Annotated in this window: 21 protein-coding genes; 8 read left to right on the top strand and 13 right to left on the bottom strand. The window is 71.0% G+C overall.

Annotated elements, in window-relative coordinates; genetic code table 11:
• Nucleotides 1-876: 876 nt before the first annotated feature.
• The 3 genes from PV396_RS24220 to PV396_RS24210 are packed head-to-tail and all read right to left on the bottom strand — an operon-like array spanning nucleotide 877 to nucleotide 4,450.
• Nucleotides 877-1,668, bottom strand: a complete 792-nt coding sequence (locus PV396_RS24220) for a 3-oxoacyl-ACP reductase (RefSeq protein ID WP_319207867.1) — start codon at nucleotides 1,666-1,668, stop codon at nucleotides 877-879.
• On the bottom strand, nucleotides 1,665-3,068 hold the full coding sequence (locus tag PV396_RS24215; RefSeq protein WP_319207865.1) for an aldehyde dehydrogenase family protein: 1,404 nt from the start codon (nucleotides 3,066-3,068) through the stop codon (nucleotides 1,665-1,667). The genes PV396_RS24220 and PV396_RS24215 overlap by 4 nt, the downstream gene beginning before the upstream one ends.
• Before the next feature lie 11 nt (nucleotides 3,069-3,079).
• Entirely contained in the window at nucleotides 3,080-4,450 is a 1,371-nt protein-coding gene (locus PV396_RS24210) for a glutamine synthetase family protein (RefSeq protein ID WP_319207862.1), read from the bottom strand.
• 96 nt (nucleotides 4,451-4,546) lie between these two features.
• Here PV396_RS24210 and PV396_RS24205 point away from each other — a divergent pair, with 96 nt between their 5' ends.
• Entirely contained in the window at nucleotides 4,547-5,281 is a 735-nt protein-coding gene (locus PV396_RS24205) for a FadR/GntR family transcriptional regulator (protein WP_319207859.1), read from the top strand.
• An 81-nt stretch (nucleotides 5,282-5,362) separates the two neighbouring features.
• Entirely contained in the window at nucleotides 5,363-6,079 is a 717-nt protein-coding gene (locus PV396_RS24200; RefSeq protein WP_319207857.1) for a gamma-glutamyl-gamma-aminobutyrate hydrolase family protein, read from the top strand.
• 82 nt (nucleotides 6,080-6,161) lie between these two features.
• On the opposite strand, the gene PV396_RS24195 is transcribed toward PV396_RS24200, so the two are convergent.
• Entirely contained in the window at nucleotides 6,162-7,085 is a 924-nt protein-coding gene (locus PV396_RS24195) for a LysR family transcriptional regulator (RefSeq protein ID WP_319207854.1), read from the bottom strand.
• A 70-nt stretch (nucleotides 7,086-7,155) separates the two neighbouring features.
• On the opposite strand from PV396_RS24195, the gene PV396_RS24190 reads away from it, so the two are divergent.
• Nucleotides 7,156-8,349, top strand: coding sequence for a TDT family transporter (locus PV396_RS24190; protein WP_319207852.1), 1,194 nt, complete (start codon nucleotides 7,156-7,158; stop codon nucleotides 8,347-8,349).
• Here the strand turns inward: PV396_RS24190 and PV396_RS24185 are convergent.
• The 4 genes from PV396_RS24185 to PV396_RS24170 form a co-directional block, all read right to left on the bottom strand.
• The gene (locus PV396_RS24185) at nucleotides 8,276-9,019 is read right to left on the bottom strand and encodes a helical backbone metal receptor (protein ID WP_319207851.1); all 744 of its coding nucleotides are present in this window, start codon (nucleotides 9,017-9,019) and stop codon (nucleotides 8,276-8,278) included. The two genes, PV396_RS24190 and PV396_RS24185, sit on opposite strands and share 74 nt — an antisense overlap.
• Nucleotides 9,020-9,081: 62 nt before the next feature.
• Nucleotides 9,082-9,651 (bottom strand): XRE family transcriptional regulator, encoded by a 570-nt coding sequence (locus PV396_RS24180; protein WP_319207849.1) that lies wholly within the window; start codon nucleotides 9,649-9,651, stop codon nucleotides 9,082-9,084.
• A 466-nt stretch (nucleotides 9,652-10,117) separates the two neighbouring features.
• Nucleotides 10,118-11,956, bottom strand: coding sequence for an ABC transporter permease/substrate binding protein (locus PV396_RS24175; RefSeq protein ID WP_319207848.1), 1,839 nt, complete (start codon nucleotides 11,954-11,956; stop codon nucleotides 10,118-10,120).
• Nucleotides 11,949-13,049 (bottom strand): glycine betaine/L-proline ABC transporter ATP-binding protein, encoded by a 1,101-nt coding sequence (locus tag PV396_RS24170; protein WP_319207846.1) that lies wholly within the window; start codon nucleotides 13,047-13,049, stop codon nucleotides 11,949-11,951. Before PV396_RS24170 ends, PV396_RS24175 begins: the two co-directional genes overlap by 8 nt.
• 250 nt (nucleotides 13,050-13,299) lie before the next feature.
• On the opposite strand from PV396_RS24170, the gene PV396_RS24165 reads away from it, so the two are divergent.
• The 5 genes from PV396_RS24165 (at nucleotide 13,300) to PV396_RS24145 (ending at nucleotide 19,732) form a co-directional block, all read left to right on the top strand.
• Nucleotides 13,300-14,220: a 5'-3' exonuclease gene (locus tag PV396_RS24165; protein WP_319207844.1), complete on the top strand. Its 921-nt coding sequence runs from the start codon at nucleotides 13,300-13,302 to the stop codon at nucleotides 14,218-14,220.
• 106 nt (nucleotides 14,221-14,326) lie between these two features.
• On the top strand, nucleotides 14,327-15,175 hold the full coding sequence (locus PV396_RS24160) for a siderophore-interacting protein (RefSeq protein WP_319207842.1): 849 nt from the start codon (nucleotides 14,327-14,329) through the stop codon (nucleotides 15,173-15,175).
• A 318-nt stretch (nucleotides 15,176-15,493) separates the two neighbouring features.
• Nucleotides 15,494-17,065 (top strand): amino acid permease, encoded by a 1,572-nt coding sequence (locus tag PV396_RS24155; RefSeq protein WP_319207840.1) that lies wholly within the window; start codon nucleotides 15,494-15,496, stop codon nucleotides 17,063-17,065.
• A gap of 654 nt (nucleotides 17,066-17,719) precedes the next feature.
• Entirely contained in the window at nucleotides 17,720-18,724 is a 1,005-nt protein-coding gene (locus PV396_RS24150; protein WP_319207838.1) for a terpene synthase family protein, read from the top strand.
• Between the two features lie 66 nt (nucleotides 18,725-18,790).
• A complete protein-coding gene (locus tag PV396_RS24145) occupies nucleotides 18,791-19,732 on the top strand; it encodes an RluA family pseudouridine synthase (protein WP_319207835.1) in 942 nt (313 codons plus the stop codon).
• Between the two features lie 18 nt (nucleotides 19,733-19,750).
• Here the strand turns inward: PV396_RS24145 and PV396_RS24140 are convergent, their stop codons facing one another.
• The 5 genes from PV396_RS24140 to PV396_RS24120 all read right to left on the bottom strand — a co-directional run bounded on the left by PV396_RS24140 (nucleotide 19,751) and on the right by PV396_RS24120 (nucleotide 24,516).
• Nucleotides 19,751-21,235 (bottom strand): cytochrome P450, encoded by a 1,485-nt coding sequence (locus PV396_RS24140; RefSeq protein ID WP_319207834.1) that lies wholly within the window; start codon nucleotides 21,233-21,235, stop codon nucleotides 19,751-19,753.
• Nucleotides 21,236-21,304: 69 nt separating this feature from the next.
• Nucleotides 21,305-21,925 carry a GTP-binding protein gene (locus PV396_RS24135; protein ID WP_319207832.1) on the bottom strand — a complete coding sequence of 207 codons (621 nt, stop codon included), beginning with the start codon at nucleotides 21,923-21,925 and terminating at the stop codon, nucleotides 21,305-21,307.
• On the bottom strand, nucleotides 21,906-22,370 hold the full coding sequence (locus PV396_RS24130; RefSeq protein WP_319207829.1) for a DUF742 domain-containing protein: 465 nt from the start codon (nucleotides 22,368-22,370) through the stop codon (nucleotides 21,906-21,908). Before PV396_RS24130 ends, PV396_RS24135 begins: the two co-directional genes overlap by 20 nt.
• Nucleotides 22,367-22,774 (bottom strand): roadblock/LC7 domain-containing protein, encoded by a 408-nt coding sequence (locus PV396_RS24125; RefSeq protein WP_319207827.1) that lies wholly within the window; start codon nucleotides 22,772-22,774, stop codon nucleotides 22,367-22,369. Before PV396_RS24125 ends, PV396_RS24130 begins: the two co-directional genes overlap by 4 nt.
• Entirely contained in the window at nucleotides 22,771-24,516 is a 1,746-nt protein-coding gene (locus PV396_RS24120; protein WP_319207825.1) for a sensor histidine kinase, read from the bottom strand. Before PV396_RS24120 ends, PV396_RS24125 begins: the two co-directional genes overlap by 4 nt.
• Nucleotides 24,517-24,573: the final 57 nt, after the last annotated feature.

The following is a 24,573-nucleotide window of genomic DNA, read 5'->3' as shown; positions in this document are numbered from 1 at the left end:
GGGCGCGGCGGGAGGTCGGGGCGCGGGCGCGGCGGTGTCGGGGCACGGCCTGCGGGCGGTGCGTCGGGGAGCCGGGCGGAGGAGGCCGGCGGCGGGGGCGGGGCTATGGGGTCTGTGCCCTCGTGGGAGCGTGCGCGCAGGTACGGGAAGCGGGGCGGGGCGGCGGATCGGGCCGGGTTCCGTGTCGGCGCCGGGGTGGCCGGCCCATCGGGGGGCGTCGAGCCGGAAGTCACCGGGTCCGAAGCAGTACCGGACGTTCGCGTTCCGTCTCCACGTCCCGTGCGGGGGGCCGACGGGGGCGACGCCACTCGGGGCGTGTTCGACCCGTCGCCGGTCGCCGCGTCCTGGTGGGCGGCGGCCCCTGTCGAGCGGGGCGTACCCGCCGCGTCCGACGCACCGGACACGTCCGGGGCGTCCCTAACCGTCTCACCCGTACCGTGCGTGGCCGATGGCTCCGTCGGTGACGTGGGTGTGGCCGGGCGCGGGGGGATGGAGGCGCGGCGCGCTTCCGTGCTCATGCACCCCCCGTTTCCTCGTACCGGCGCAGGGCCGGCGGAGTCCGTGCGGCGCGGGACGCGGCCGTCCCGGGCACGCATACCCGCGCGGGCGGGCGCCCATCCGGGCGCGTACCTCCGCGCGCGGTGGCTCCTCCCTGCGTGAAGCGTCACTCTACGGGTTGACCCCCACCGAACGGGAACCAGTCCGGGGCACCTGGGGCTTCTGCCCGGATCGTCCCCTGTCCTGCGGGAATCGTCCCCGTGGGCTTCGTTCAGGGCTGCCCGCGCCACTGACCGGGGCCGTTACGGGCACGCCCCCGCCCCCGCCGGGATGCGGCGGGGGCAGCCCCGAACGTACGCACGGCCGGTGGCCGGCCGCCTACACCGGCGTGACGTACGCACCCGCGATGCCGCCGTCCACCAGGAAGTCGGTGGCGTTGACGAAGGACGAGTCGTCGCTGGCCAGGAAGGCGACCGCGGCGGCGATCTCCTCGGCCTCGGCGAACCGCCCGACCGGGATGTGGACGAGCCGGCGGGCGGCGCGCTCGGGGTCCTTGGCGAACAGTTCCTGCAGGAGCGGGGTGTTGACCGGCCCCGGGCAGAGGGCGTTGACGCGGATGCCCTCCCGGGCGAACTGCACGCCCAGTTCACGGGTCATGGCGAGGACACCGCCCTTGGACGCGGTGTACGAGATCTGGGACGTCGCCGCACCCATCCTCGCCACGAACGAGGCCGTGTTGATGATCGAGCCCTTGCCCTGACGGCGCATGTAGGGGATCGCGGCCTTGCAGCACAGGAAGACGGAGGTCAGGTTGACCTCCTGGACGCGCTTCCACGCCTCGAGGCCGGTGTCCAGGATGGAGTCGTCGTCGGGCGGCGAGATACCGGCGTTGTTGAACGCGATGTCGACGCTGCCGTAGGTGTCGTACGCCGTCTTGAAGAGCGCCTCGACCTGCTCGGGGTCGGTGACGTCGACCTTGACGAAGATCCCGCCCACCTCGTCGGCGGCGGCCTTGCCACGCGCCTCGTCGACGTCGCCGCAGACGACGTGCGCGCCCTCGGAGGCGAGCCGGCGCGTGGTGGCGAGGCCGATGCCGCTGCCCGCGCCGGTGATGACGGCGGTACGGCCGACCAGGCGGCGGCAGACGTTCTGTTCGGTCGATTCGGTCACTGTGCGGGGCCTTCCGTGCTGATGAAGACGTTCTTCGTCTCGGTGAAGGCGGTCAGGGCGTCCGGCCCGAGCTCGCGCCCGATCCCGGACTGCTTGAAGCCGCCGAAGGGGGTCCAATAGCGCACGCTGGAGTGCGAGTTGACGGACAGGTTGCCTGCCCTGACGGCCTGCGACACGCGCAGGGCGCGGCCGACGTCCCGGGTCCAGATGGAGCCGGAGAGGCCGTAGTCGGTGCCGTTGGCGAGTGCCACGGCGTCCACCTCGTCGTCGAAGGGGAGCACGACGGCGACGGGGCCGAAGACCTCCTCGACGGCCACGCGCGCGTGCGGGTCGACATCGGTGAGGACCGTTGGCGGGAACCAGAAGCCGGGCCCTGTGGGCGCCTCGCCCCGGATGCCGGCCAGCTCGTCGGTGACGTACGCGCGTACGCGGTCCAGTTGGGCCCTGGAGATCAGCGGGCCCATCTGGGTCTTCTCGTCCGCCGGGTCGCCGACGAGGACGGACTCCACGGCGGGGGCGAGGAGGGTGAGGAAGCGGTCGTACACGGAGCGCTGGACGAGGATGCGGGTGCGGGCGCAGCAGTCCTGGCCGGAGTTGTCGAGGAACGACATGGGCGCTGCCGCCGCGGCGGCCTCGAGGTCCGAGTCGGCGAAGACGATGTTGGGGCTCTTGCCGCCGAGTTCGAGGGTGACGCGCTTGAGGAGTGCGGACCCCTTCGCCAGCACCTGCTTGCCCACGCCGGTCGACCCGGTGAAGACGATCTTCGCGACGCCGGGGTGTTCGACGAGCGCGTTGCCCGCGACGGGACCGTGGCCGGGCAGCACCTGGAAGAGGTGCTCGGGCAGGCCTGCCTCCAGGGCGAGTTCGGCCAGCCGCAGGGCGGTCAGCGGGGTCGTCTCGGCGGGCTTGAGAATCACCGCGTTGCCGGCGGCGAGCGCGGGAGCCGTACCCCAGGCGGCGATCGGCATCGGGAAGTTCCAGGGCGCGATGACGCCGACGACGCCGAGCGGTTCGAGGATGGTGATGTCGAGGCCGCCGGCGACCGGGATCTGCCGTCCGGTCAGCCGCTCCACTCCCCCGGCCGCGTAGTCGAGCAGGTCACGGACGTTGCCCGCTTCCCAGCGCGCGTTGCCGATGACGTGCCCGGCTTCCCGCACCTCCAACTGGGCCAGTTCCTCGAGGTGTTCGTCGACCGTGGCGGCGAAGCGGCGCAGCAGGCGGGCGCGGTCGCCGGGCGCGAGGGCCGCCCAGCGCGTCTGCGCGTGCGCGGCCCGCCGGACGGCCGCGTCGACGTCCTCCCGGGTGGCGGCGGGGACGGTGGCGACGACGTCCTCGGTGGCGGGATTGAGGACGCGAAGCTCACGCTCGGACGCGAGTTCGCGCTCATGCTCGTACGACAAGAAAGGACCTCTCACAAGCGTTCGAAGGAGCGGCGAAGCTCCCAGTCGGTCACCGCGGCGTCGAAGGCGTCGAGTTCGACGCGGGCCATGTTGCGGTAGTGGGCGACCACCTCGTCACCGAAGGCGGCCTGGGCGATGGGGCTGTTCTCCCACAGTTCGGCGGCCTCGCGCAGGGTGGTGGGGACGTGGGCGTAGTCGCCGGCGTAGGCGTTGCCCGCGCACGCCTCCGGCAGCTCCAGCTTCTGCTCGATGCCGTACAGCCCCGCGGCGACGAGCCCCGCGACGGCGAGGTACGGGTTGACGTCACCGCCGGGCAGCCGGTTCTCGAACCGCATGGACCGCCCGTGGCCGACCACCCGCAGCGCGCAGGTGCGGTTGTCGTACCCCCAGGCGGCGGCGGTCGGCGCGAAGGAACCGGGCTGGAACCTCTTGTACGAGTTGATGTTGGGCGCGTACAGCAGCGAGAAGTCCCGCAGGGCGGCGAGCTGCCCGGCGAGGAAGTACCGCATGACCTCGGACATCCCGCCGGGGTCGGCGGCGGTACCGGCCATGACGTTCGTGCCGTCGGCGTCGGCGAGCGAGAGGTGGATGTGGCAGGAGTTGCCCTCGCGCTCGTTGTACTTGGCCATGAAGGTGAGCGAGACGCCCTCCTGGCTGGCGATCTCCTTGGCGCCGGTCTTGTAGACGGCGTGCTGGTCGCAGGTGACGAGGGCGTCGTCGTACTTGAAGGCGATCTCGTGCTGGCCCGGGTTGCACTCGCCCTTGGCGGACTCGACGATCAGCCCGGCGGCCGTCATCTCGTTCCGGATGCGGCGCAGCAGGGGCTCGATACGGCCGGTGCCGAGGACCGAGTAGTCGATGTTGTACTGGTTGGCCGGGGTCAGCCCGCGGTAGTTCGCGTCCCAGGCCTGCTCGTAGGTGTCCTTGAAGACGATGAACTCGAGCTCGGTCCCGACCTTGGCGCTGAACCCGTGCTCGGCGAGGCGCTCGAGCTGGCGGCGAAGAATCTGGCGGGGCGCGGCCACGACCGGGGTCCCGTCGTTCCAGGCGAGGTCGGCGACGAGGAACGCAGTGCCCGCGTTCCAGGGCAGCCGCCGGAGCGTCGACAGGTCGGGATGCATGGCGAAGTCGCCGTACCCCCGCTCCCAGGAGGACATCGCGTAGCCGTCGACGGTGTTCATCTCGGTGTCGACGGCGAGGAGGTAGTTGCAGCCCTCGGTGCCGTGCTCCAGGACGTCGTCGAGGAAGAAGCGAGCGGCGAACCGCTTGCCCTGGAGCCGCCCTTGCATGTCGGGGAAGGCCAGGACAACAGTGTCGATCTCACCGCTCGCGACGAGGGCGTGCAGCTCCTCGACGCCGAGCGGGGGTGTGCGGTCTGCCACGGGAAAGCTCCTTCGGCTTCTGCGCGTTTTTTCGGCCGGGCCCGGAAGCCATAAGGTATTGCCGAGAACCATTGCTTGGGAAGGGGGCACGGCGAGATGTCGCTGGACGCCGATGGCGGCTTGGAGGACCGGTTGACGCCGGTGCTGCGGCCTGTGCGGGCGGGCAACGGGTTCGAGGAGGCACTGGAACAGATCCTGCAGGTCGTTCGGCTGGGTCTGGTACCGGGCGGCGAACGGCTGCCGGCCGAGCGCGAACTCGCGGACCGGCTCGGGATCAGCCGGGTGACATTGCGCGAGGTGCTGAAGGTGCTCCAGGACCAGGGGCTCGTGGAGTCGCGGCGCGGCCGGTACGGCGGCACGTTCGTGCTGCCGCGCGGTGACGCGGGCGGCGAGGACGAGCTGCGCAGACGGATCAGCGCGGTGGACCTCGAGGACGTACTGCGCTTCCGGGAGGTCCTGGAGGTGGGCGCGACGGGACTGTGCGCCCAGCACGGGCTGTCCCCGGAACAGGCGGACCGGCTGCGGGACGCGCTGGTCCGCACCCAGGACGCGCCCCTCGCGGACTACCGCCGCCTGGACACGCTGCTCCACCTCACCCTGGCCGAACTCTGCGGCTCCCCGACGCTGACCTCGCAGTACGCGGCGGTACGGGCGAAGGTGAACGACCTGCTGGACTGCATCCCGCTCCTGGTACGCAACCTGGAGCACTCCCAGCGCCAGCACGCGGCACTGGTCGACGCGGTGCTCGACGGGGACACGGAAGGGGCGCGCGAGATGATGCGGGAGCACTGCTCGGGGACGGCGGCCCTGTTGCGGGGGTTCCTGGCGTGACGGGGTTGCCACCCGGGGCGAGGGTCGGCAAAGGTATGGCCGTACGCCATTGATTCTCTACCGGATGCCAGGGAGCCCCTCGTGACACCGACGACCGGACGACGACCGCTCATCGGCGTCAGCACGTATCTCGAGTCCAGCACGCGCTGGGGGGTCTGGGAGCTGCCCGCGGCGCTACTGCCGGCCGGGTATCCGCAGCTCGTACAGCGGGCCGGGGGCATCGCCGCGATGCTCCCGCCGGACGCCCCGGCCCACGCCGCGGCGACGGTCGCCCGGCTCGACGGGGTCGTGATCGCGGGCGGTCCCGATGTCGATCCGTCCCGCTACGGTGCGGAGCGCGACCCGCGCACGGGCCCGCCGGCCGAGGCGCGGGACGCCTGGGAACTCGCCCTGATCGAGGCGGCGTTGACGTCCGGCACACCGCTGCTGGGCATCTGCCGGGGCATGCAGCTGCTGAACGTGGCCCTGGGCGGCACCCTCGTCCAGCACATCGACGGCCACGCGCGGACCCCGGGCGCCTTCGGCCACCACACCGTGAAGCCGGTACCGGGCACCCGCTACGAGGACGCGGTACCGGAGGAGACATCGGTCCCGACGTACCACCACCAGGCGGTGGACCGCCTGGGCCGGGGCCTACTGGCCTCGGCGTACGCGACGGACGGCACGGTGGAGGCGGTGGAGACGGAGGATGCCGACGCCGGGTGGGTACTTGGGGTGCAGTGGCACCCGGAGATGGGAGAGGACACGCGGGTCATGGAGTCACTGGTGGCGGCTGCTTTCAGCCCGTCCGGCGCTTGAGGACAAGGCCCGTTCAGGGCCGTAGGGGGCTCTGGGGGCGCAGCCCCCAGGGATGGGACGGATAGGGGCGGCGGGGGCGAACTCACCCCCGGGTCAACCCCAACAACTCCCGAGCCGGCCCAACGGGCCGATGCCCCACCGGCCACACCGCCCGCAACTCCCGATCCAACCGCACCCCGTCCAACGGCACACACACCAACCGCCGCGTCGCCAACTCCTCCCCCACCGCCAGTTCACTCAGCACCGCCGGCCCCGCCCCACCCACCGCCGAAGCCTTCACCGCCGTGGTCGACGACAGCTCGATCAGCGGACGCGCCAGCCCGCCCAACGCGGTGTCCAGCACCTGCCGCGTCCCCGACCCCTCCTCCCGCAGGATCAACGGCGTCACCGCCAACTCCTGTGCCCCCACCGGCTTCCGCCGCCGCGCCCACGGATGTCCCGGCGCGGTGACGACGATCAGCCGGTCCTTGGCGACGACCGTCGAGTCAAGACCGCTCGGTACGCCCGTCCCCTCCACGAACCCGAGGTCCGCCTCGTCCGCCAGGACGCGCTCCGCCACCGTCGCCGAGTTCCCGGCCAGCAACGACACCGCCGTCTCGGGACGCAGCGCGCGCAGCGCCAGCAGCCAGCCCGGCAGCAGGTACTCGGCGATCGTCATGCTCGCCGCCACCCGCAGCCGGGAGTCGCGCCGCGCCCGCAGGGCCTGCGCCCCGGCGTCGAACGCCTCCGCCGCCTCGACGACCCGCCGGGCCCAGTCGGTGACGAGCACACCGGCGTCCGTGAGCCGGGAGCCGCGCGGTGAGCGGTCCACGAGAGCCACGCCCAGCTGGCGTTCCATCGACCGGATACGGCTGCTGGCGGCCGGCTGTGTGACGCCGAGTTCCTGCGCGGCCCGCCCGAGACTGCCCAGCCGCGCGACCGCGAGGAGCAGCTCCATCGCGCCGAGGTCCGGGACCCGGTGCGCGACCCCCGCCGACCGCGCGGCCCTGCCCTCCACATCGCCCATAGATCCAGCTTATGCCCTCATTCATCCGAACCCCCTGGTGACCGCCCTCACCCCGCGCGAGCGTGGGGCCATGGCAACCGCAGTCACCGCAACCGCCGCCCACCCCCGCCCACTCGCCGGCCTCGAGACCCAGCCCCAGCGCCCCCACTCCGTGCGCCCCCTCCCCCTCGCCGGCCTCCGCCACCTCGGCCCCAACTGGTACGCCCCCGTCATGGGCACCGCCATCGTGGGCACCGCGGGCGCCGGGCTCCCCGGCGCGGACGGCATCCCGGGACTGCGTACCGTCTGCACGGCCGTCTGGGCCCTCTCCCTCGCCCTCCTGCTCGCGCTGCTCTGCGCCCGTGCCCTGCACTGGGTCCACCACCGCGACCAGGCCCGCGCCCACCTCCTCGACCCCTCCACGGCACCCTTCTACGGCTGTCTCGCCATGGCCCTGACGGCGGTCGGAGGCGGCGCCCTCGTCGTCGGGCGGGACTGGATCGGTGTACCGGCCGCCGTCGCCCTCGACGCCATCCTCTTCACCGCCGGGACGCTCGTCGGGCTCGTCGCGGCCGTCGCGGTCCCCTGTCTCCTGGTCGTGCGCGGTGGCACCCCCAGCCCCGTATGGCTGCTGCCCGTCGTCGCGCCCATGGTGTCCGCGGCGCTCGGTCCGCTTCTCGTCCCGCACCTCCCGCCCGGGCAGGGGCAGCGGACGCTGCTGATCGCCTGCCTGGCGATGTTCGGCACGAGTCTGCTCGCGACGCTGGTGATGCTGCCGGTCGTCGTGGCCCGTCTCCTCACGAGCGGTCCGCTCCCGCTCGCCCTCACCCCGACCCTGTTCCTGGCGCTGGGCCCGCTCGGCCAGTCCACCACCGCCGCCGGCAACTTCGCCGACCTCGCCCCGGGCGTCGTACCCGCCCCGCATGCCACCGCCGCCGGCGCCGCCGTCCTCTACGGCGTCCCCGTCATGGGCTTCGCCCTGCTGTGGCTCGCCCTCGCCGGCGTTCTGGTGCTGCGTGCCCGGCGCCGGGGCATGGGCTTCGCGATGACCTGGTGGGCCTTCACCTTCCCGGTGGGCACCTGTGCGACGGGGGCTGCGGGCCTCGCCCGGCACACCGGGATCGCCGTGTTCGGCGTTCTCGCCGTCGCCCTGTACGTCCTGCTCGTCGCCGCCTGGGCGGGGGCCACCGTCCGTACCGTCCGGGGCGTGGTCAGCGGTGAGCTGCTCGCAGGGCCTCGCCCAGCACCCGCGGCGCCTCGGCCAGTGACGGCCCGTACCAGGTGAGGTGGCGCCCGCTGACGAGCGCGTACGGCACCCCGTCGAACGCCTCGGGACCGTCCTCGGCCGTGAAGCGGTACGGCTCGTCCGGCAGCACGACGATCCCGGGCCGGGCGGCGGCTCGCAGCTCCTCGATCGGCACGCGCGGATAGCGTTCGGCGTGGGACGCGTACACGTTGTCGACGCCCAGCCGCGCCAGCACGTCACCCGCGAAGGTGTCCCGGCCGCACACCATCCAGGGTCGCCGCCAGATCGGCACGACAGCGGTCGTCCGCAGGTCGGTGGCCGTGCTCCACCAGCGCTCCGGCGCCGACCACGCCGTCTCCGCCTCGTCGAGCCACCGGGGGCGCGATGCGGCCCCGCATGCCGTCACCACCCGCTCCAGTTCCCGGAAGGCCTGCGGGACGTCCCGCACCTCGGTGAGCAGCACCTCGATGCCCGCCTCGCGCAGGGCGGCCAGGTCGGGTTCGCGGTTCTCCTCCTCGTTGGCGACGACCAGATCCGGGGCGAGCGCGACGATCTGCTCGACCTTGGGGTTCTTGGTGCCGCCGACGCATACGACGTCGTCACCGAGGTCGGCCGGGTGGCTGCACCAGTCGGTGACCCCGACGAGAGCGCCCGGCACGGTGACCGCCACCGCCTCCGTCAGGGACGGCACCAGCGAAATCACTCTCATGGTGGGTTTCCTCAACTGCTGCGCACCGGATACGAGTTGACGGCGAACGCGGCTGCCGTGTCTCAGCGGCGCCCTTCCTGCACCGCCTCGATGTGCTCGGCCACCGCCACCACGATCACCCGGGTGTCCGGCACGGTCGCCCGCCAGCGGTGCCGTACGCCACCGGTCAGGTACAGCGTGTCACCGCGGCCGAGCCGGTGTGCGCGGCCCTCCGCCTCGATCTCCACGGCGCCGTCGGCGACGTACATCAGCTCGTCGTTGCGGTGCTGGAACTCGCGGCCCGCGTCGTGGTCGCCGGTGAACTCCATCGCGTGCAGCTGCTGGTGTCCTCGGACGAGGGAGCGCACCCGGGGTTCGTCGAGGGCGGGTTCGAGGGCGTCCGCGCGGACGACGTCGACGCTGCAGGCCGGGTCCGCCGCCGCGAGCAGTTCGACCGCGGTGGTGCGCAGGGCGTCGGCGACCTTCTCCAGGGAGCTGCGGCTGGGCCGCGCCCGCTCGTTCTCGATCTGGCTCAGGAAGGGCACCGACAGCCCGCTGCGTTCGGCCACGACGGCGAGGGTGAGCTCCAGCGCCCGGCGCCGCCGCCGGACGGCCGCGCCCACCCGAAGGGGCTGTTCTTTGTGGTCGCCCATAGCTCCGGCTCCCTCCTCGGCTCGTCGTCGCGCCCGGTTCGTGTACGTCCATCACAGCGCATCGCGCCGCGTGTTCGGTGGCTGTTCGCCGGATCGTCTCCGAAACATGCACGACGCGTTCCCTGATGACTTCCTTGCACCCTACGCATGTTCGTCAAACCGTTTCATGCGCCCGTCAGATCGGTGTCGTCCGCCGTCGGGTACGACCCCCACGGTTCACGCCAGGAGAAGGGCCGCCCGGCCCCTTCCGGCGCGGTCCCACGCGCGCGTGCGGGGCGGCTGACCAGCGGGACGGGCCGCCGCGGCGGTCAGGCCGGGGTGAGGGCATAGCACTCCGTGGTTGTCCGGATCCTTTTCGTACGCGGAGACATCCGTGCCCGGGAACGCCGCGAGGGGTGGGCCGCACCGGAAACACCCGCACGCGCGCGTGTCGCCGGTTTCGACCCACCCCTCCTGAGCGGCTCCCTCAGTTGTTCGATACCCCTTTCGCGCCGCTCTTCCCCTCGGGATCGGCGGCCGGTGCCCATTTGCTTGCGAGCCCGGGGTTCGCCTTCAGCCAGGCGCGGACGGCGTCCTGTTCGCCGCCCTTGCCCGCCTGCTGGATGCGCGCCTCAAGGCCGGTGAGCTGTGCCTCGGTCATGGAGAAGTTCTTCAGCCAGGCGCCGACCTCGGGGTTGTCCTCGGCGAAGCCCTTGCGGGCGAGCGTGTGCACGCCGTCGCCCTTGCCCCAGGCGCCCTTGGGATCCTTGAGCTTCTTCAGGTCGTAGTCGCTGTACGCCCAGTGCGGCGACCAGAGGGTGACGACGATCGGTTCCTTCTTGGCGTACGCGCGCTTGAGTTCGGCGAGCATGGCCGGGGTGGAGCCGTCGACGACCTGGTACTCGTCGCCGAGGCCGTACTCCCCCAGGACCTTGCCTTTGAGCAGGCCCATCATCCCGGCGCTGGGTTCGATGCCGACGATCCGCCCCTTGAACCTCGACGACTGTCCCTTGAGGTCGGCGAGCGAGTCGACGCCCTTCACGTACGACGGGACGGCCAGTTCCAGGGAGGTGGGGCCGTACCACTTGCCCAGGTCGTCGAGCTGGTCGCCGTACTTCTTCCAGTACTCGGCGTGGGTCACGGGCAGCCAGGAGTCCGTCTGGAAGTCGATCTGGCCGGTGGCCAGGCCCGTGTACAGCGGGCCGGCGGCGTACTGGGTGGTCGTGACGTCGAAGCCGCGCTCCTCCAGGAGCTCCTTCCACAGGAACGTGGTGGCGATGCCCTCGTCCCAGGGGATGTAGCCGATGGTGACCTTCTTGCCCTGGCCCACGTCCGTCCCGGCGGCCCGCGCGGTCTGCGAGGAGGAGCCGAAGACGCCGAGGCCGCCGGCGACGAGCGCCAGGACGAGCACGCCGGCCAGTGCGACGACCGGGCTGGGGCGGTGGTTCCAGAGCTTCGGGGTGCCCGCGGTGCGAGCCCTGGCGGCGGCGCGGCGGCCCAGCGGGGAGATCTGGGCGCCGAGCGCGCCGGTCATCCGGTCGAGGTAGATGGCGAGGACGACGATGCCGAGCCCCGCCTCGAAGCCGAGCCCGATGTCGAGCTGGCCGATGGCCTCGTTGACGGCACCGCCGAGCCCGCCGGTGCCGACCATGCCGGCGATGACGACCATGGACAGGCCGAGCATGATGACCTGGTTGACGCCCGCCATGATCGTCGGGAGGGCGAGCGGCAGCTGCACGCGCAGCAGTGTGTCGCGGGGCGGCGTACCGAACGCCTCGGCGGCCTCGACGAGTTCGGCGTCGACCTGGCGGATGCCGAGTTCGGTCATGCGTACGCCGGGAGCGAGGGCGAAGATCAGGGTGGCGACGACGCCCGCCGGGACGCCCATGCCGAAGAACAGGATCGCCGGGATCAGCAGCACCATCGACGGCATCGTCTGGAGCAGGTCCAGGACGGGCCGCAGAACGGCGCCGACCGTCCTGGAGCGGGCCGCCCAGATGCCCAGCGGAATCGAGATCACCAGGGCGATGAGGGTGGCGACGAGCACCAGGGCGAGCGTCGACATGGCGCGGTCCCACAGGGCCATGGAGTCGACGAGCGCGAATCCGGCGAAGGCGAGCACGCCCGCGACCAGGCCGCGCAGCCACCAGGCGGCCACCGCGAGGATGCCGGCCAGGAGGAGGGGCTCCGGGGCGGTGAGTACCGCGTTGATGCCGTCGTACAGGCCCTCCACGACCGTCTTGATCGCGTCGAAGAGCCAGGACATGTGGTTGACGAGCCAGGTGACGCCGTCGTCGACCCAGTCGCCGAGCTGGAGCCTAGGCACGGGTGGTCACCTTCCCCTCCGCGTGGGCCGGGGCGCTCGGGCTGTCGCAGGGCTCGGGGTCGCCCTGCTCGTCGCCCAGGAACCCGACGAGGCGCTGTCTCGGTACGACCCCGACGAGTCGGCGGTCCGGGGGCGCGGTGACCACGGCGACCGGGTGGGAGAGACGGGCGCTGAGCGCGCACAGTTCGGTGAACGGCGTGTCGGGCGTCGCCGTCGGGCAGTCGCAGTCGGCCTCGTCGCCGCGCGTCCCCCGGTCCATGACAGCGCCGGCAGTGAGCACGCGCGTGCGGTCGACGTCCTTGGTGAAGGAGGCGACGTAGTCGTCGGCGGGGCGGACGAGGATGTCCTCGGCGGTGCCCGTCTGGACGATGCGGCCGTCGCGCATGACGGCGATGCGGTCGCCCAGGCGCATGGCCTCGTTGAGGTCGTGGGTGATGAACACGATGGTCTTCTTCAGGGTCTTCTGGAGTTCCAGGAGCTGGTCCTGCATGTCCCGGCGGATCAGCGGGTCGAGGGCGCTGAACGACTCGTCCATGAGCAGCAGGTCGGCGTCGGTGGCCAGCGCGCGGGCGAGGCCCACGCGCTGCTGCATGCCGCCGGACAGCTCGTCGGGCCACGAGTCCTCCCAGCCGGCCAGACCGCACAGGGCGAGCGCCTCGTCGGCGCGGCGCTCGCGCTCGGCGCGGGGCACGCCCTGCACGGACAGGCCGTACGCGGCGTTCTCGCGGACGCTGCGGTGCGGGAAGAGCGCGAAGTGCTGGAAGACCATGCTGATCTTGTTCGCGCGCAGTGCGCGCAGTTCACGGTCGCCGAGCGCGGTCAGGTCCTGGCCGTCGAAGCGGACGTGTCCGGCAGTGGGTTCCAGCAGGCCGTTGAGCATGCGCAGCAGCGTCGACTTGCCCGAGCCGGACAGGCCCATGACGACGAAGATCTCGCCCGGTTCGACCGTGATGGAGGCGTCGATGACGGCGGCGGTGGTGCCGTCGTCGCGCAGTTCGTCGCGGTCGGTTCCCTGTTCTAGTCGGGCGACCGCGTCGCCGGGTCGTCTGCCGAACACCTTGTACAGATGCTCGGCCTCAAGCCTGGAAGACAAGGGGTGCTCCTCGTGGTGCTGTGTGGTGGTGCTGGGTAGTGCCGGGTGCTGACGTTTTCGGGTGCGATGTCGAGCGAACAACCGACCCCCTCCGTGGCCGCGCCTGCCCCTGCTCGACGTGGGCAAACAGAGGAGTGGGCCAGTTCACAGCACTTCGCACAGGTAACGCGCGGCCTGCGGAACGGGCCTCGGGGAGCGTCCGGAAGTGGCGCGCCGGGTGACTGTCAGTGGCGTACGGCATGATGCGAGCGTGACCGGACGACTGATGCTTCTCGACACCGCCTCGCTCTATTTCCGCGCCTATTTCGGCGTCCCGGAGTCCGTGAAGGCTCCGGACGGCATGCCGGTGAACGCCGTGCGCGGGCTGCTCGAGTTCATCGACCGGCTGGTCAAGGACCATCGCCCGGATCACCTGGTGGCGTGCATGGACGCGGACTGGCGTCCGCAGTGGCGGGTCGACCTGATCCCCTCGTACAAGGCCCACCGCGTCGCCGAGGAGCGCGAGGTGGGGCCGGACGAGGAGGAGGTGCCGGACACGCTGTCGCCGCAGGTGCCGGTCATCGAGGCGGTACTGGACGCGGTCGGCATCGCGCGCGTGGGCGTCGCGGGCTACGAGGCGGACGACGTGATCGGCACCTTCACCGCGCGCGCGAAGGGCCCTGTCGACATCGTCACCGGCGACCGGGACCTGTACCAACTGGTCGACGACGAGCGTGGGGTGCGTGTCCTGTACCCGCTCAAGGGCGTGGGCTCCCTGCAGCTGACCGATGAGGCCTGGCTGCGCGAGAGGTATGGGGTGGACGGGAAGGGGTACGCGGATCTGGCGCTGCTGCGCGGCGACCCGAGCGACGGGCTGCCGGGCGTGCCGGGCATCGGCGAGAAGACGGCCGCGAAGCTGCTGGCCGAGTTCGGCGACCTGGCCGGGATCATGGCCGCGGTCGACGACCCGAGGGCGAAGCTGACGCCCTCGCAGCGGAAGCGGCTCGACGAGTCACGGCCGTACGTCGAGGTCGCGCCCAAGGTCGTACTGGTCGCGGCCGATGTCCCGCTGCCGGACGTCGACACGGCGGTGCCGCATGCGCCACGCGACCCCGAGGCGCTCGAACTGCTCGCCGCCCGCTGGGGACTCGGGGGTTCGCTGGAGAGATTGCTCACAACACTCGGAAGGTGAGGTACCGCTTCCCCGGCATCAGGACGAAGATTGCCTGGGTAGCAGGGATTTCCAAGGGGGAGATGCTAACTTAGGTAAGCCTAAGCAAGGTAACAGGGAGGCCGTCATGGCAGAGCGCCCGGAACGCAGGGCTCCGAAGACCCACTCCGCGCAGGTTGTCCGCACCGAGCGCCTGACACCGCACATGCAGCGCGTGGTCCTGGGCGGCGACGGCCTCGCCGAGTTCACGGCCGGCACCCGCACCGACCACTACGTGAAACTGCTGTTCCCGGCCGAGGGCGTCACCTACCCGCAGCCCTTCGACATGCAGCGCGTCCGCGAGGAGTTCCCGCGCGAGCAGTGGCCGGTGACCCGCACCTACACGGTGCGCGCCTGGGACCCCGAACTGCGCGAACTGACCCTCGACTTCGTCCTGCACGGCGACGAGGGCCTGGCCGGCCCCTGGGCGATGCGCGCCCAGCCCGGCGAGACGCTGGCCTTCGGCGGCCCCGGCGGCGCGTACGCTCCGAACCCTGACGCGGACTGGCATCTGTTCGTCGGTGACGAGAGCGCGCTGCCCGCGATCGCCTGCTCCCTTGAGTCACTGCCGGACGGCGCGACGGCCTACGCGTTCGTCGAGGTCGCGGGCCCCGAGGAGGAGCAGAAGATCGACTCCGACGTCGAGGTCCGCTGGCTGCACCGCGGCGATCGCCCCCTGGGCCAGGCCCTCGTCGAGGCCGTACGCGCCCTGGAGTTCCCCGCGGGCCGCGTGCACGCGTTCGTACACGGCGAGGCGGCTTTCGTGAAGGAGCTGCGCCGGCTGCTGCGCGTGGAGCGCGGTATCCCGCGCGAGGACCTCTCGATCTCCGGCTACTGGCGCCTCGGTCACGACGAGGACGGCTGGCAGGCGTCCAAGCGGGACTGGAACGCGCAGGTCGAGGCGGAGCAGGAGCCGGCCGCTCCGGCGACCTCCTGATCCTCCCCCGAGCCACCAGACCGCCCCGGCCGAGTGAATTCCCCCGGCCGGGGCGGCGGGACACTCCCTGAGTTCGCCGAACTCCCCTCCCCCACCACCCACTTGACGGCCGGGGTCGGAGCGGACGGAGATCGACCGAGGACGCCCCACGAGTCGGCCTCCCACCGCCGAGCACCGCCGGCCCTCCCGCTTGCTGCGCCGCCGCGGGCACGTGAGGACTTGGGCCCCGCTTGGACACGGCCACGACATCCCTGCGAAACAGCGCGTCCCTAATTTCTGTCACCCGACAGGAATACCGCGCCGAAGGCAGGTCCCACCGTGACCACGACCGCTCCCTCCGACGTACGCCCCGACCCGCCGGAGCCGTCCGCCGACCGCTCCCTCTCCGAGTTCGGCTACCGCCAGGAACTGCACCGCAGCCTCGGCCGGTACGCCTCGTTCGCCGCCGGCTTCTCCTTCATCTCCGTCCTGACCACCGTCTTCCAGTTCTTCGCCTTCGGGTACGCGTTCGGCGGCCCGGTCTTCTTCTGGGCCTGGCCGGCCGTGCTGATCGGCCAGCTGCTGGTCGCCGCGTGCTTCGCGGAACTGGCCGCGCGCTATCCGATCTCCGGCGCGATCTACCAGTGGTCGTCCCGGCTCTCCAACCTCACCTTCGGCTGGTTCGCCGGCTGGATCATGGTGATCGGGCAGATCGTGGTCGTCGCGGCGGCAGCTCTCGCGCTCCAGGTCGTCATGCCGGCCATCTGGTCCGGCTTCCAGCTGGTCGGCGACGACCCGGCGCCCACCTCGGCGAGCGGCGCGGCCAACGCGGCGATCCTCGGCGTGCTTCTCCTGCTCCTGACGACCTTCGTGAACGTCATCGACAACCGTGTGATGTCCCTGGTCAACCGGGTCGGCGTGACCGCCGAGATCATCGGCGCCGTCCTGATCGTCGTGCTCCTGCTCACCCACTCCGAGCGCACTCCCGGGATCACCTTCCACACGGGTACGGCCCTGGAGTCCGGCCTGTTCGGGGCGCTGCTGGTGGGCTCGTTCACGGCGGCGTACGTGATGATCGGGTTCGACAGCGCGGGCGAGATGAGCGAGGAGACGCACCATCCCCGGCGTACCGCGCCCCGCACGATCCTCACCGCGCTCGCCTCGGCGGGCCTGCTGGGCGGCCTGATCATCATCGCCGGCCTGCTCGCCGCGCCGAGCCTCACCGACGGCCGGCTCGGCGTCGAGGGCCTGAGCTACGTCCTGACGAGCAGCCTCGGCGACGGGGTGGGCCGCGCACTGCTGGTCGACGTGGTCGTGGCGATCGCGGTGGCGACCCTCGCGATCCAGACGGCGGCCTGCCGGATGCTGTTCTCCATGGCCCGCGACGGCCAGCTGCCCTTCGCGTCCCGCCTGGCGAAGGTCAACCCGCGCACAGGCATGCCGAGCGGCCCGGCCCTGGTCGTCGGCGTCCTCGCGGCTGCCCTGCTCCTCCTCAACTTCGCGTCCCCGGAAGCGTTCCTGGCCATCGGCACCACCTGCATCGTGATGCTGTACCTGGCGTACGCGATGGTGACGGGCCCACTGCTCGTACGACGCCTGAAGGGTTCCTTCACCGCGGACGGCACCGACGAGACCGGCAGGCCCCTCTTCTCCCTCGGCCGCTGGGGCGTCCCGGTGAACGCGCTGGCACTCCTGTACGGCCTGTTCATGACGGTCAACCTGGCCTGGCCGCGGGCGGCGGTGTACGACCCTGCGGGCGGACACTGGTACTTCCAGTGGTTCACGGTGTTGTTCCTGGTCGTCACGGTAGTTCTCGGAACTCTGTACCGGCTCATGCGCGCACGACGCGTGCGCTCTGGCGCGGATCCTGCTCGATCCCTGCCAGATACGGCTCAATTGCCGTTGCAGTAAGCCTTGTTGTGCAAACCGGGCAGCGCACTGAGCGGAGCGCGAAGCCGCGCATCCGGCCGGTCGAGGACCGCTCCATGCGCCGGGGCAACTCCATGCGCCGGAGGAGGGCGCCCTGTCCGAAGGCCGAAAACCATCGCATGGTCCAAAGTGACGGCCTTCAGGGCGAATTGACGGCATGAAGGGGTGCCGCGCCCGGGCCCGCGGAGGTGGTGTCCGGATGCGCACACCGTTGGCAGGGTCATCCAGTCGATCTCCGAGAACACGGGACCGGTGCCGCCCGGGGCACCCTCCCGCGCTACCGCGCCAAGTCGCCTCGCACAAGCTCCAATCGCCTCGAACAGTTGACTAAACCGCAGGCGCACCGGAATGTAGAGACGATCCGCGACCGTGCCGCTGAAACCTCGCTCGACCGGTTCAGCCGGCGGGCCCTTTTTCCCGCACTGGTCAGCCAGGCCGCGGTCGCAGCGTACGGAGCACAGCGCGTAGTTCATGGACTCGGTCGGCTCCGCCACCCGGAGGGCATTGTGGAAGGCTCCGCTCCCGCCCGGTTCCGTCATCCCCCGAAAGCCTCCGGTTCCGTGTTCCGTCCAAGCCGAAGGATCCGAGAATTACCGCTCGTGCCAGGTCTTGAATACCCGACAGGAGATCAGCACGATGAGCACACCCTCGCTCCGCATGCTCTACTCATGGCAGGGGAACCCGAGCGTCGACCTGCTGAACCGCGACGGCGACGCGTGGACGTACAGCATGGGGCTCCTGCCCCTCGCGGCCGACCCGGACGAGTGGGCGGCCATCGGACTCGCCGATTGCACCGCGTGGTGCTATCCCTACGCGTCAAAGGACGAGTTGTTCCTCGCGTACCACCTGTACGCGTGGATGTTCGCCCTCGACCTGATGTTCGTAAGGACATTCAAAGCCGAACGCGACCTTCCGGGGGCGCGGGCCATGGTGGACGGGCTCTCTCGGTTCATGCCGCAGGAAGGCACCTCGCACGCGATACCGCAGCACCCCATTGAGAGGTCCCTCGCCGACATATGGCTTCGAATGAAGCCGACCCGGTCGACAGCCTGGAAACACAACATGCTGAACGCCGTGATGGAATATGCCGACGGACAATGCTGGGAGCTTGAATGCATGTGCGACGGGCGAATTCCTGATCCTGCCGAGTACCTTGTCCGCCGCCGCGGCTCGTTCGGTGGTCACGTCGGGATCTGCCTCGCCGAGCACGTGGCAGCGGCGGAAGTGCCGCCGCGGGTGCGCCAGTCCCGTCAGTTCCGTGCGCTGATGGACGCCTGGACCGACTTGCAGACTCTCTACAACGACGTCCGCTCCTACCGCCGAGAGGTCGAGAACGAGGACGAGACATGCAACTTCGTCCTCGTGTACGCGAGGTTTCTGGACATCTCCGTCGACGAGGCCGCCGCCGTGGTCACCCGGCTGCGGGCGGCCAGGCAGTCGGAGTACGACCATCTTGAGCGCACCCAACTCCCGGCACTTTGCGAACAGTTGCAGCTGAACGGCAACGATCGTGAGCAGCTGTCGGCCGTGCTGGAAGTGATGCGTTACCACCTCGCCGCCGTCGACGTCTGGACGACGATCGCCGAGCGGTACCAGGCACCTGCCCCAGGAGACGTCTCGTCCGCGGCCCTCGGATCCTGACGACCCGAAGGACGCTCGCGGGGATGACCGGCGTCCGGTTGGAACCGCCACGTACGCTTCCCCGTGATGAGACGCCGCACCCCACCCCCGCCCTCTCCACTGCCACAGCGTGACGGGGTGGATCCGGTGCGGGTGCGGCTGCCGACCGGTGACACGTGGGCGACCGTACGGGACTACCTCGTGGCGCGGCTCGCGGCCGGGGCCGGAGTGATCGACGACATGCTCGACGAGGGACACGTCGTGGACGTCACCGGGCGCCCGGTGACGCGGGACACGGCGTACGTGCCGGGCATGTTCGTGTGGTTCCACCGGGACCTGCCGGACGAGGAGCACGTGCCCTTCGCGATCGAGGTCGTGTATCGGGACGAGCACGTGGTGGTGGCCGACAAGCCGCACTTCCTGGCCACCACCCCGCGCGGCAGCCATGTCGCCGAGACGGCCCTGGCACGGCTGCGTCGGCAGCTTGGAATCCCGGCACTGGGCGCGGCCCACCGCCTCGACCGGCTGACGGCCGGCCTGGTGCTGTTCACGGTCAGACCGGACGAGCGCGGCGCCTACCAGACGCTGTTCCGCGACAGGCGGGTGGCGAAGGAGTACGAGGCGGTGGCCCCCCACGATCCGGCACTGGTCCTGCCGCGTACCGTGCGCAGCCGGATCGTCAAGGAGCGCGGGGTGCCGGCGGCCTACGAGGTCGAGGGCGAGCCCAACGCCGAGAGCCGGGTCGAGTTGCTCGAGCACCGAGACGGGCGGGCCCGGTACCGGCTGACGCCGGCCACCGGGCAGACCCACCAACTGCGGGTGCACATGAGCGCGTTGGGGGTGCCGATCCTCGGCGATCCCCTCTATCCGGTGGTGACCGGCCCCGTGGCGGTCGGTGACTTCCGGCGCCCGCTCCAACTGCTGGCGCGGGTGCTGGAGTTCACCGATCCGGTCACGGGGCTCGAGCATCGGTTCGTCAGCCCGCGTGTGCTCGGGGCCTGGTCCTCGTACGAGGACTGGGCCAGATGACCTCGGTGGCCGGCCGGCTCATTCGCCGCGCCACCAGCGCAGGATGCGGCGCAGCACGCCCGGTCGGCGGACCGGTTCGGCTACGGGCGGCGGAGTGGGTTCGGCGGCCGGGGCCGCGGGTGCCGGAACCGTGGGCTGTGGCTGCTCGGAGCTGATCTGCCAGCTGGCCGGGCGCTGCCGCTGCAACGGGTTGATGGCGGGCCGCTCCATGACGTCCTGCTGGGGCTTCGGCGCGAACTTCACGGGCAGTTCCACCAGATGCCGGTTCCCGACGGTCGACAACCAGCGCAACTCGTGCTCCGGGCAGGCGAGTTGGATGTCGGGAACACGGGTCAGCAGCGCGTCGACGCCGACGTCGGCGATGGCGCGGCCGATGTCCTGGCCCGGGCATTCGTGCGGGCCGCCGCTGAAGGCGAGGTGCGAGCGGTTGCCCTGCATGTTCGCCTTGAGGTCGGGGCGGACCCGCGGATCGACGTTGCCCGGTGCCATGCCGAGGAGGAGTCCGTCGCCCTTGCGGATGCGCTGGCCGCCCAGCTCGGTGTCCTGCTTGGCGAAATAGGCGAACACGGTGCTGAACGGCGGCTCGTCCCACAGGGACTGCTCCACCGCCTCGGGCACGGTCATCTGGCCGCCGTTCAGCTGCGCCCGGAAGCCCGGTTCGGTGAGCACCATGCGCAGCACGTTGGCGAGCAGGTTGGCCGTGGTCTCGTAGGAGGCGAGGAGCACCACGCGCAGGTGCTCCCTGACCTCGTCCTCGGACAGCCCGGCGGGGTGGGTGACGAGATGGCTGGTGAAGTCGTCCTGCGGCTCGGCCCGGCGGCGGACGGCGTGCCGGCTGAGGACCTCCATGAGATAGGCGTGGCTGGCGAGCGCGGTCTCGCTGCCCTTGAGGCAGTCGCGGGCGGCCTGCACCAGCCGGTCACCGTACTCCTCGGGCATGCCAAGGATCTCGCACATGACCGCCATCGGCAGATGCTCGGCGAACTGGCCGACCAGGTCGGCCCTGCCGTCCTCACAGAACTGGTTGACGAGGTGCTGGGTGGCGCGGTTGATGTGGCGGCGGATGCCCCGGTGGTCGATGGTCGACATGGCGCCGGTGACCGCTCCGCGCAGCCGCAGATGCTCGTCGCCCTCGGCATGGGCGCAGATGGGCTGCCAGGCGAAGTGCGGCATCAGCGGGTGGTCGGGCTTGACCATGCCTTCCAGCATGGGGGTCCACAACCGGCTGTCCTTGCAGTACTGCGAGGGGGTGCTCACCATGTGCAGGTTCTCGCCGTGGCCGAGCACGACCCAGATCGGCACGTCGTCGTGGAGCAGCGCGGGGGCCACCGCGCCGTGTTCGGCGCGGAGCTTCTCGTACACGGCTCCCAGGTCCTCCGCCTCGGGACCGTAGAGCCGACGCAGCCCGCCGGGGCCGGTGCCGCTGCCGTGGGCGGGGCAACCGGGGGGTGGTCCGAGCGAGGGGTCGTCCGTGGTGGTCGAGGGGTGGGGTTCAAGCGTCACGGTGATCGCTCCGAAACTGAAGTGGATCCGGTGTCAGATGAGTTGCTTGTGGGTCGTTGATCGGCGCGTTCAGACGGACGCCTTCCTCATCTCCAGCGAGTGCAGAAAGCGCATCAGCGTCATGAGCGTGTCGCGGCTGGAGGCCCGGCGGCGGGCGTCGCACTCCACGATGGGGATCTCCGGGGCCAGATCGAGAGCCGAACGCAGGTCCTCGACCGGGTAACGGGGCGCGTCCGGGAAGGAGTTGACGGCGATGACGAAGGGGACGCCTCGTTCCTCCAGTCGCCCTATCACGTCGAAGCTCACTTCCAGGCGCCGTGTGTCGATCAGGACGACCGCGCCCAGGGCGCCTTCGAACAGCCCGTTCCACAGGAACCAGAAGCGTTCCTGGCCGGGGGTGCCGAACAGGTACAGCACCAGCTGGTCGGTGATGCTGATGCGGCCGAAGTCCATGGCCACGGTGGTGGCCGTCTTGGAGTCGGAGCCGTAGTTGTCGTCGACGCCGATACCGGCCTGCGTCATGGTCTCTTCGGTGGTCAGCGGCCTGATCTCGCTGACCGAACCGACCATGGTCGTCTTGCCGACGCCGAACCCGCCCACGATCACGATCTTCACCGCGGCCTGGGTGGATTGCGGCAGCCGGTCCTCGGTTCGTGGACCCGTGATGGTGTCAGAGCTTTTGAAGTCCATGCATCACCGCTTCGAGGAGGGAACGGTCGGCGAGCGACTGGCTGATGAGCGGGTCGCGCGCCTGGACCAGTTCGGCCGTCAGCAGCTCGGTGAGCAGGACGGTCACCACGCTGAACGGCAGGTTGAGGTAAGCCGATAGCTCGGCCACGGACAGTGGTGCCTTGCAGAGGCGGAGCAGCGCCGACTGCTCCGGCGGAGCGGAGGGCGGGGGTTCGGCGCACGCCACGATTAACGTGACGAGGTCGAGAGAGGCGCGCTCGCCGCCCGGGGCCGCGCCGGTGAGCACATAGAGCCGCTCGGGGTTCTTGCGCTCTCCTTCCTCACCCTCGGCGCCCTCCTTGCCCTCCGGGCCCGTGCCGCCTTCCGTACCGGCGAGGCTCAGAAGGCGTTCCGGCGGGGGCTCCTGTTTCAGTGGGTAGCGCCGTCGACGCTGCGGAGGAGTCATACGCTCTGCCCGTTCCGCCGGGGCGGACTGGTGAGGTGCTCGCCGATCCGGACGACGAGGTCACGCATGTGGTGGCTCATGCTGCCTGGTTCGGCGACCACGTTGGCGAGGACGGCGAGGTAGGCGTTGGGACCGGCGGCCATCAGGTAGAAGTAGCCGCCGGTGACCTCGATGATGACCATGCGCATCGTGCCGTCGCTGTCCGGGATCTCGTGCGCGACGGCGCCCGCGAGGCTCTGCAGCCCCGCGCAGGCGGCGGCGACACGGTCGGCGGCGTCGGGGTCGCCGCCGTAGCGGGCGATGCGCAGTCCGTCGGCGGAGAGCACCACGATCTGCTGGACACCCGGTACGCCGTCGGCGAGCGTCTTGAGCATCCAGTCGAAGTTGGCTCGCTGCGAGATCACTTGAGGTCCCCCTCGTCGTCGGCCTCAGCGTGGGCCGGCTGCTGGTTGGTCGCACTGGCTGCGGTGGGGTCTTCCCGGTGGCCGCCGAAGGCCGCCAGGTCGTCCGGGCGGCCGCCCGGGGTCGTGGAACCGCCCGGGAACCCGGTGAAGTCGGCCGCGTCGTCCGGGTGGCCGGAGAGCGTCGTCGGGTCGTCGGGGTTCCGGATGTAGGCAGTGGGGTCCGGGTCGCCCTTGAGCCCCTCCATGAACGCCTCGACCCACAGGCCCGGCAGGGGCTCGTCCTTCTTGTCCTTCTTCTTCTGCGACTCGGGCTCCCACAGTTTCCGCAGCTCCGGGTTGGCCTCCATCTCGGCCTCGGCGGCCCTGGAGCGGGCGTACCGCTCGCTGAGCGGGGTCTTGACCCGGCTGCGGCGCTGCGGCAGGCCGTTCTCGGTCCACTCGGTGACCTCGGGGATGTCGTCCTCCATGGAGACGGAGGCCGGGATACGCGGGCCGGTCGTGGGACGGCGCTTCTTGGGCGGGCGCTTGGGGCCTTCCAGCGCACCGAGTTCGATCTTGGGTGCGGCGGTGGCACCGATGCCATGGGCCAGGCCGACGGCCGGGTCGGTGGTGAGCATCTCGGACGGTACGACCAGGATGGCGCGGACACCGCCGTACGCGGACTGCCTGAGCGAGATCTGCATGTTGTACGCCTCGCAGAGGCGTCCCACGACCGCCAGGCCGAGGCGCGGCGCCTCACCGAGGTCGTTGAGGTCGAAGCCCGCCTGGGCGCGGGCGATCATGCCCTCTGCGCGCTTGCGGGACTCCTCGCTGAGGCTGACGCCGGCGTCCTCGATCTCGATGGCGATGCCGGTCTGCACCTCGGTCGCCGTGACATGCACCTTGGTGTGGGGCGGCGAGTAGCGCGTGGCGTTGTCGAGGAGTTCGGCCGCAGCGTGGATGACCGGTTCGACGGAGTTGCCGTCGACGTTGACATGCGCGATGGAGGTCAGGTCGATACGTCGGTACTCCAGGATCCTGGACATCGCGCCGCGCAGCACGCTGTACAGCGCGACCGGCTCGGGCCACTGGCGTCCGGGCCGGCCGCCGCCGAGCACGGAGATGGAGTCGGCGAGGCGGCCGATCAGCGCGGTGCCGTGGTCGATGCGCAGGAGGTCGTCGAAGACCTCGGGGTTGCGGCCGTGGTCCTCCTCCATCTCCCGGAGTTCGTTGGCCTGCTGGTGGACGATCGACTGCACTCGCCGGGCGATGCTGACGAACGCGCGCTCCGAGCCGTCCCGCATGGCCTCCTCGCGGTCGACGATCTCCAGGACGTGCTCCAGCAGCCGGAGCTGCGGCACGGGCAGTCCGGGGTACGCGGAGTCCGGCAGGCCCAGTTGGCGAATCACCTCTGAGGGTGAACCGACTCCGCGCATCAGACGGAGCGCGTACGGCAGGATCTCCTCGCCGAGCCGGAAGAAGTCCTCGTCGTGGCCGGCGATGCGCCGTTCCAGATACGCGGTGTTACGGGCGTGCTCGGCACGCAGATCACGGACGGTACGGCCGCGGCGGACCGCTTCGGCGGCGACCGCGACGACCAGCAGCGTGGCCATGGCCCCGCACCAGCCGACGGCGGACCGTGCCGGGCCCGTCACCAGGGCGACGGCGGCTCCGGTCGCCCCTGCCATAGCTATGGCAGGTAGCAACAGCACGCGCGCGTAGGGAAGTTCACGGCCACCGGGGGGCGATTGAACACTCACCATGTATGCCCTCTGAGACAAATCGGCTGGGGTTGGGGGAACTTGCTTGGGGGTACGTCT

This window comes from Streptomyces sp. ME02-8801-2C, from assembly GCF_033793965.1.
In the GTDB taxonomy this organism is placed as follows: domain Bacteria; phylum Actinomycetota; class Actinomycetes; order Streptomycetales; family Streptomycetaceae; genus Streptomyces.
Note: the sequence above shows the minus strand (reverse complement) of the source record. Positions and strands in the feature narration are given on the sequence as shown.

What these genes read in the sequence shown, in the direction of transcription:
- PV396_RS24145 (WP_319207835.1), top strand. Translation starts at nt 18,791, where the DNA reads ATGAGACGCCGCACCCCACCCCCGCCCTCTCCACTGCCACAGCGTGAC.
- PV396_RS24205 (WP_319207859.1), top strand. Translation starts at nt 4,547, where the DNA reads ATGTCGCTGGACGCCGATGGCGGCTTGGAGGACCGGTTGACGCCGGTG.
- PV396_RS24195 (WP_319207854.1), bottom strand. Translation starts at nt 7,085, where the DNA reads ATGGGCGATGTGGAGGGCAGGGCCGCGCGGTCGGCGGGGGTCGCGCAC.
- PV396_RS24150 (WP_319207838.1), top strand. Translation starts at nt 17,720, where the DNA reads ATGAGCACACCCTCGCTCCGCATGCTCTACTCATGGCAGGGGAACCCG.
- PV396_RS24160 (WP_319207842.1), top strand. Translation starts at nt 14,327, where the DNA reads ATGGCAGAGCGCCCGGAACGCAGGGCTCCGAAGACCCACTCCGCGCAG.
- PV396_RS24190 (WP_319207852.1), top strand. Translation starts at nt 7,156, where the DNA reads ATGGCAACCGCAGTCACCGCAACCGCCGCCCACCCCCGCCCACTCGCC.
- PV396_RS24135 (WP_319207832.1), bottom strand. Translation starts at nt 21,925, where the DNA reads ATGGACTTCAAAAGCTCTGACACCATCACGGGTCCACGAACCGAGGAC.
- PV396_RS24180 (WP_319207849.1), bottom strand. Translation starts at nt 9,651, where the DNA reads ATGGGCGACCACAAAGAACAGCCCCTTCGGGTGGGCGCGGCCGTCCGG.
- PV396_RS24120 (WP_319207825.1), bottom strand. Translation starts at nt 24,516, where the DNA reads ATGGTGAGTGTTCAATCGCCCCCCGGTGGCCGTGAACTTCCCTACGCG.
- PV396_RS24185 (WP_319207851.1), bottom strand. Translation starts at nt 9,019, where the DNA reads ATGAGAGTGATTTCGCTGGTGCCGTCCCTGACGGAGGCGGTGGCGGTC.
- PV396_RS24130 (WP_319207829.1), bottom strand. Translation starts at nt 22,370, where the DNA reads ATGACTCCTCCGCAGCGTCGACGGCGCTACCCACTGAAACAGGAGCCC.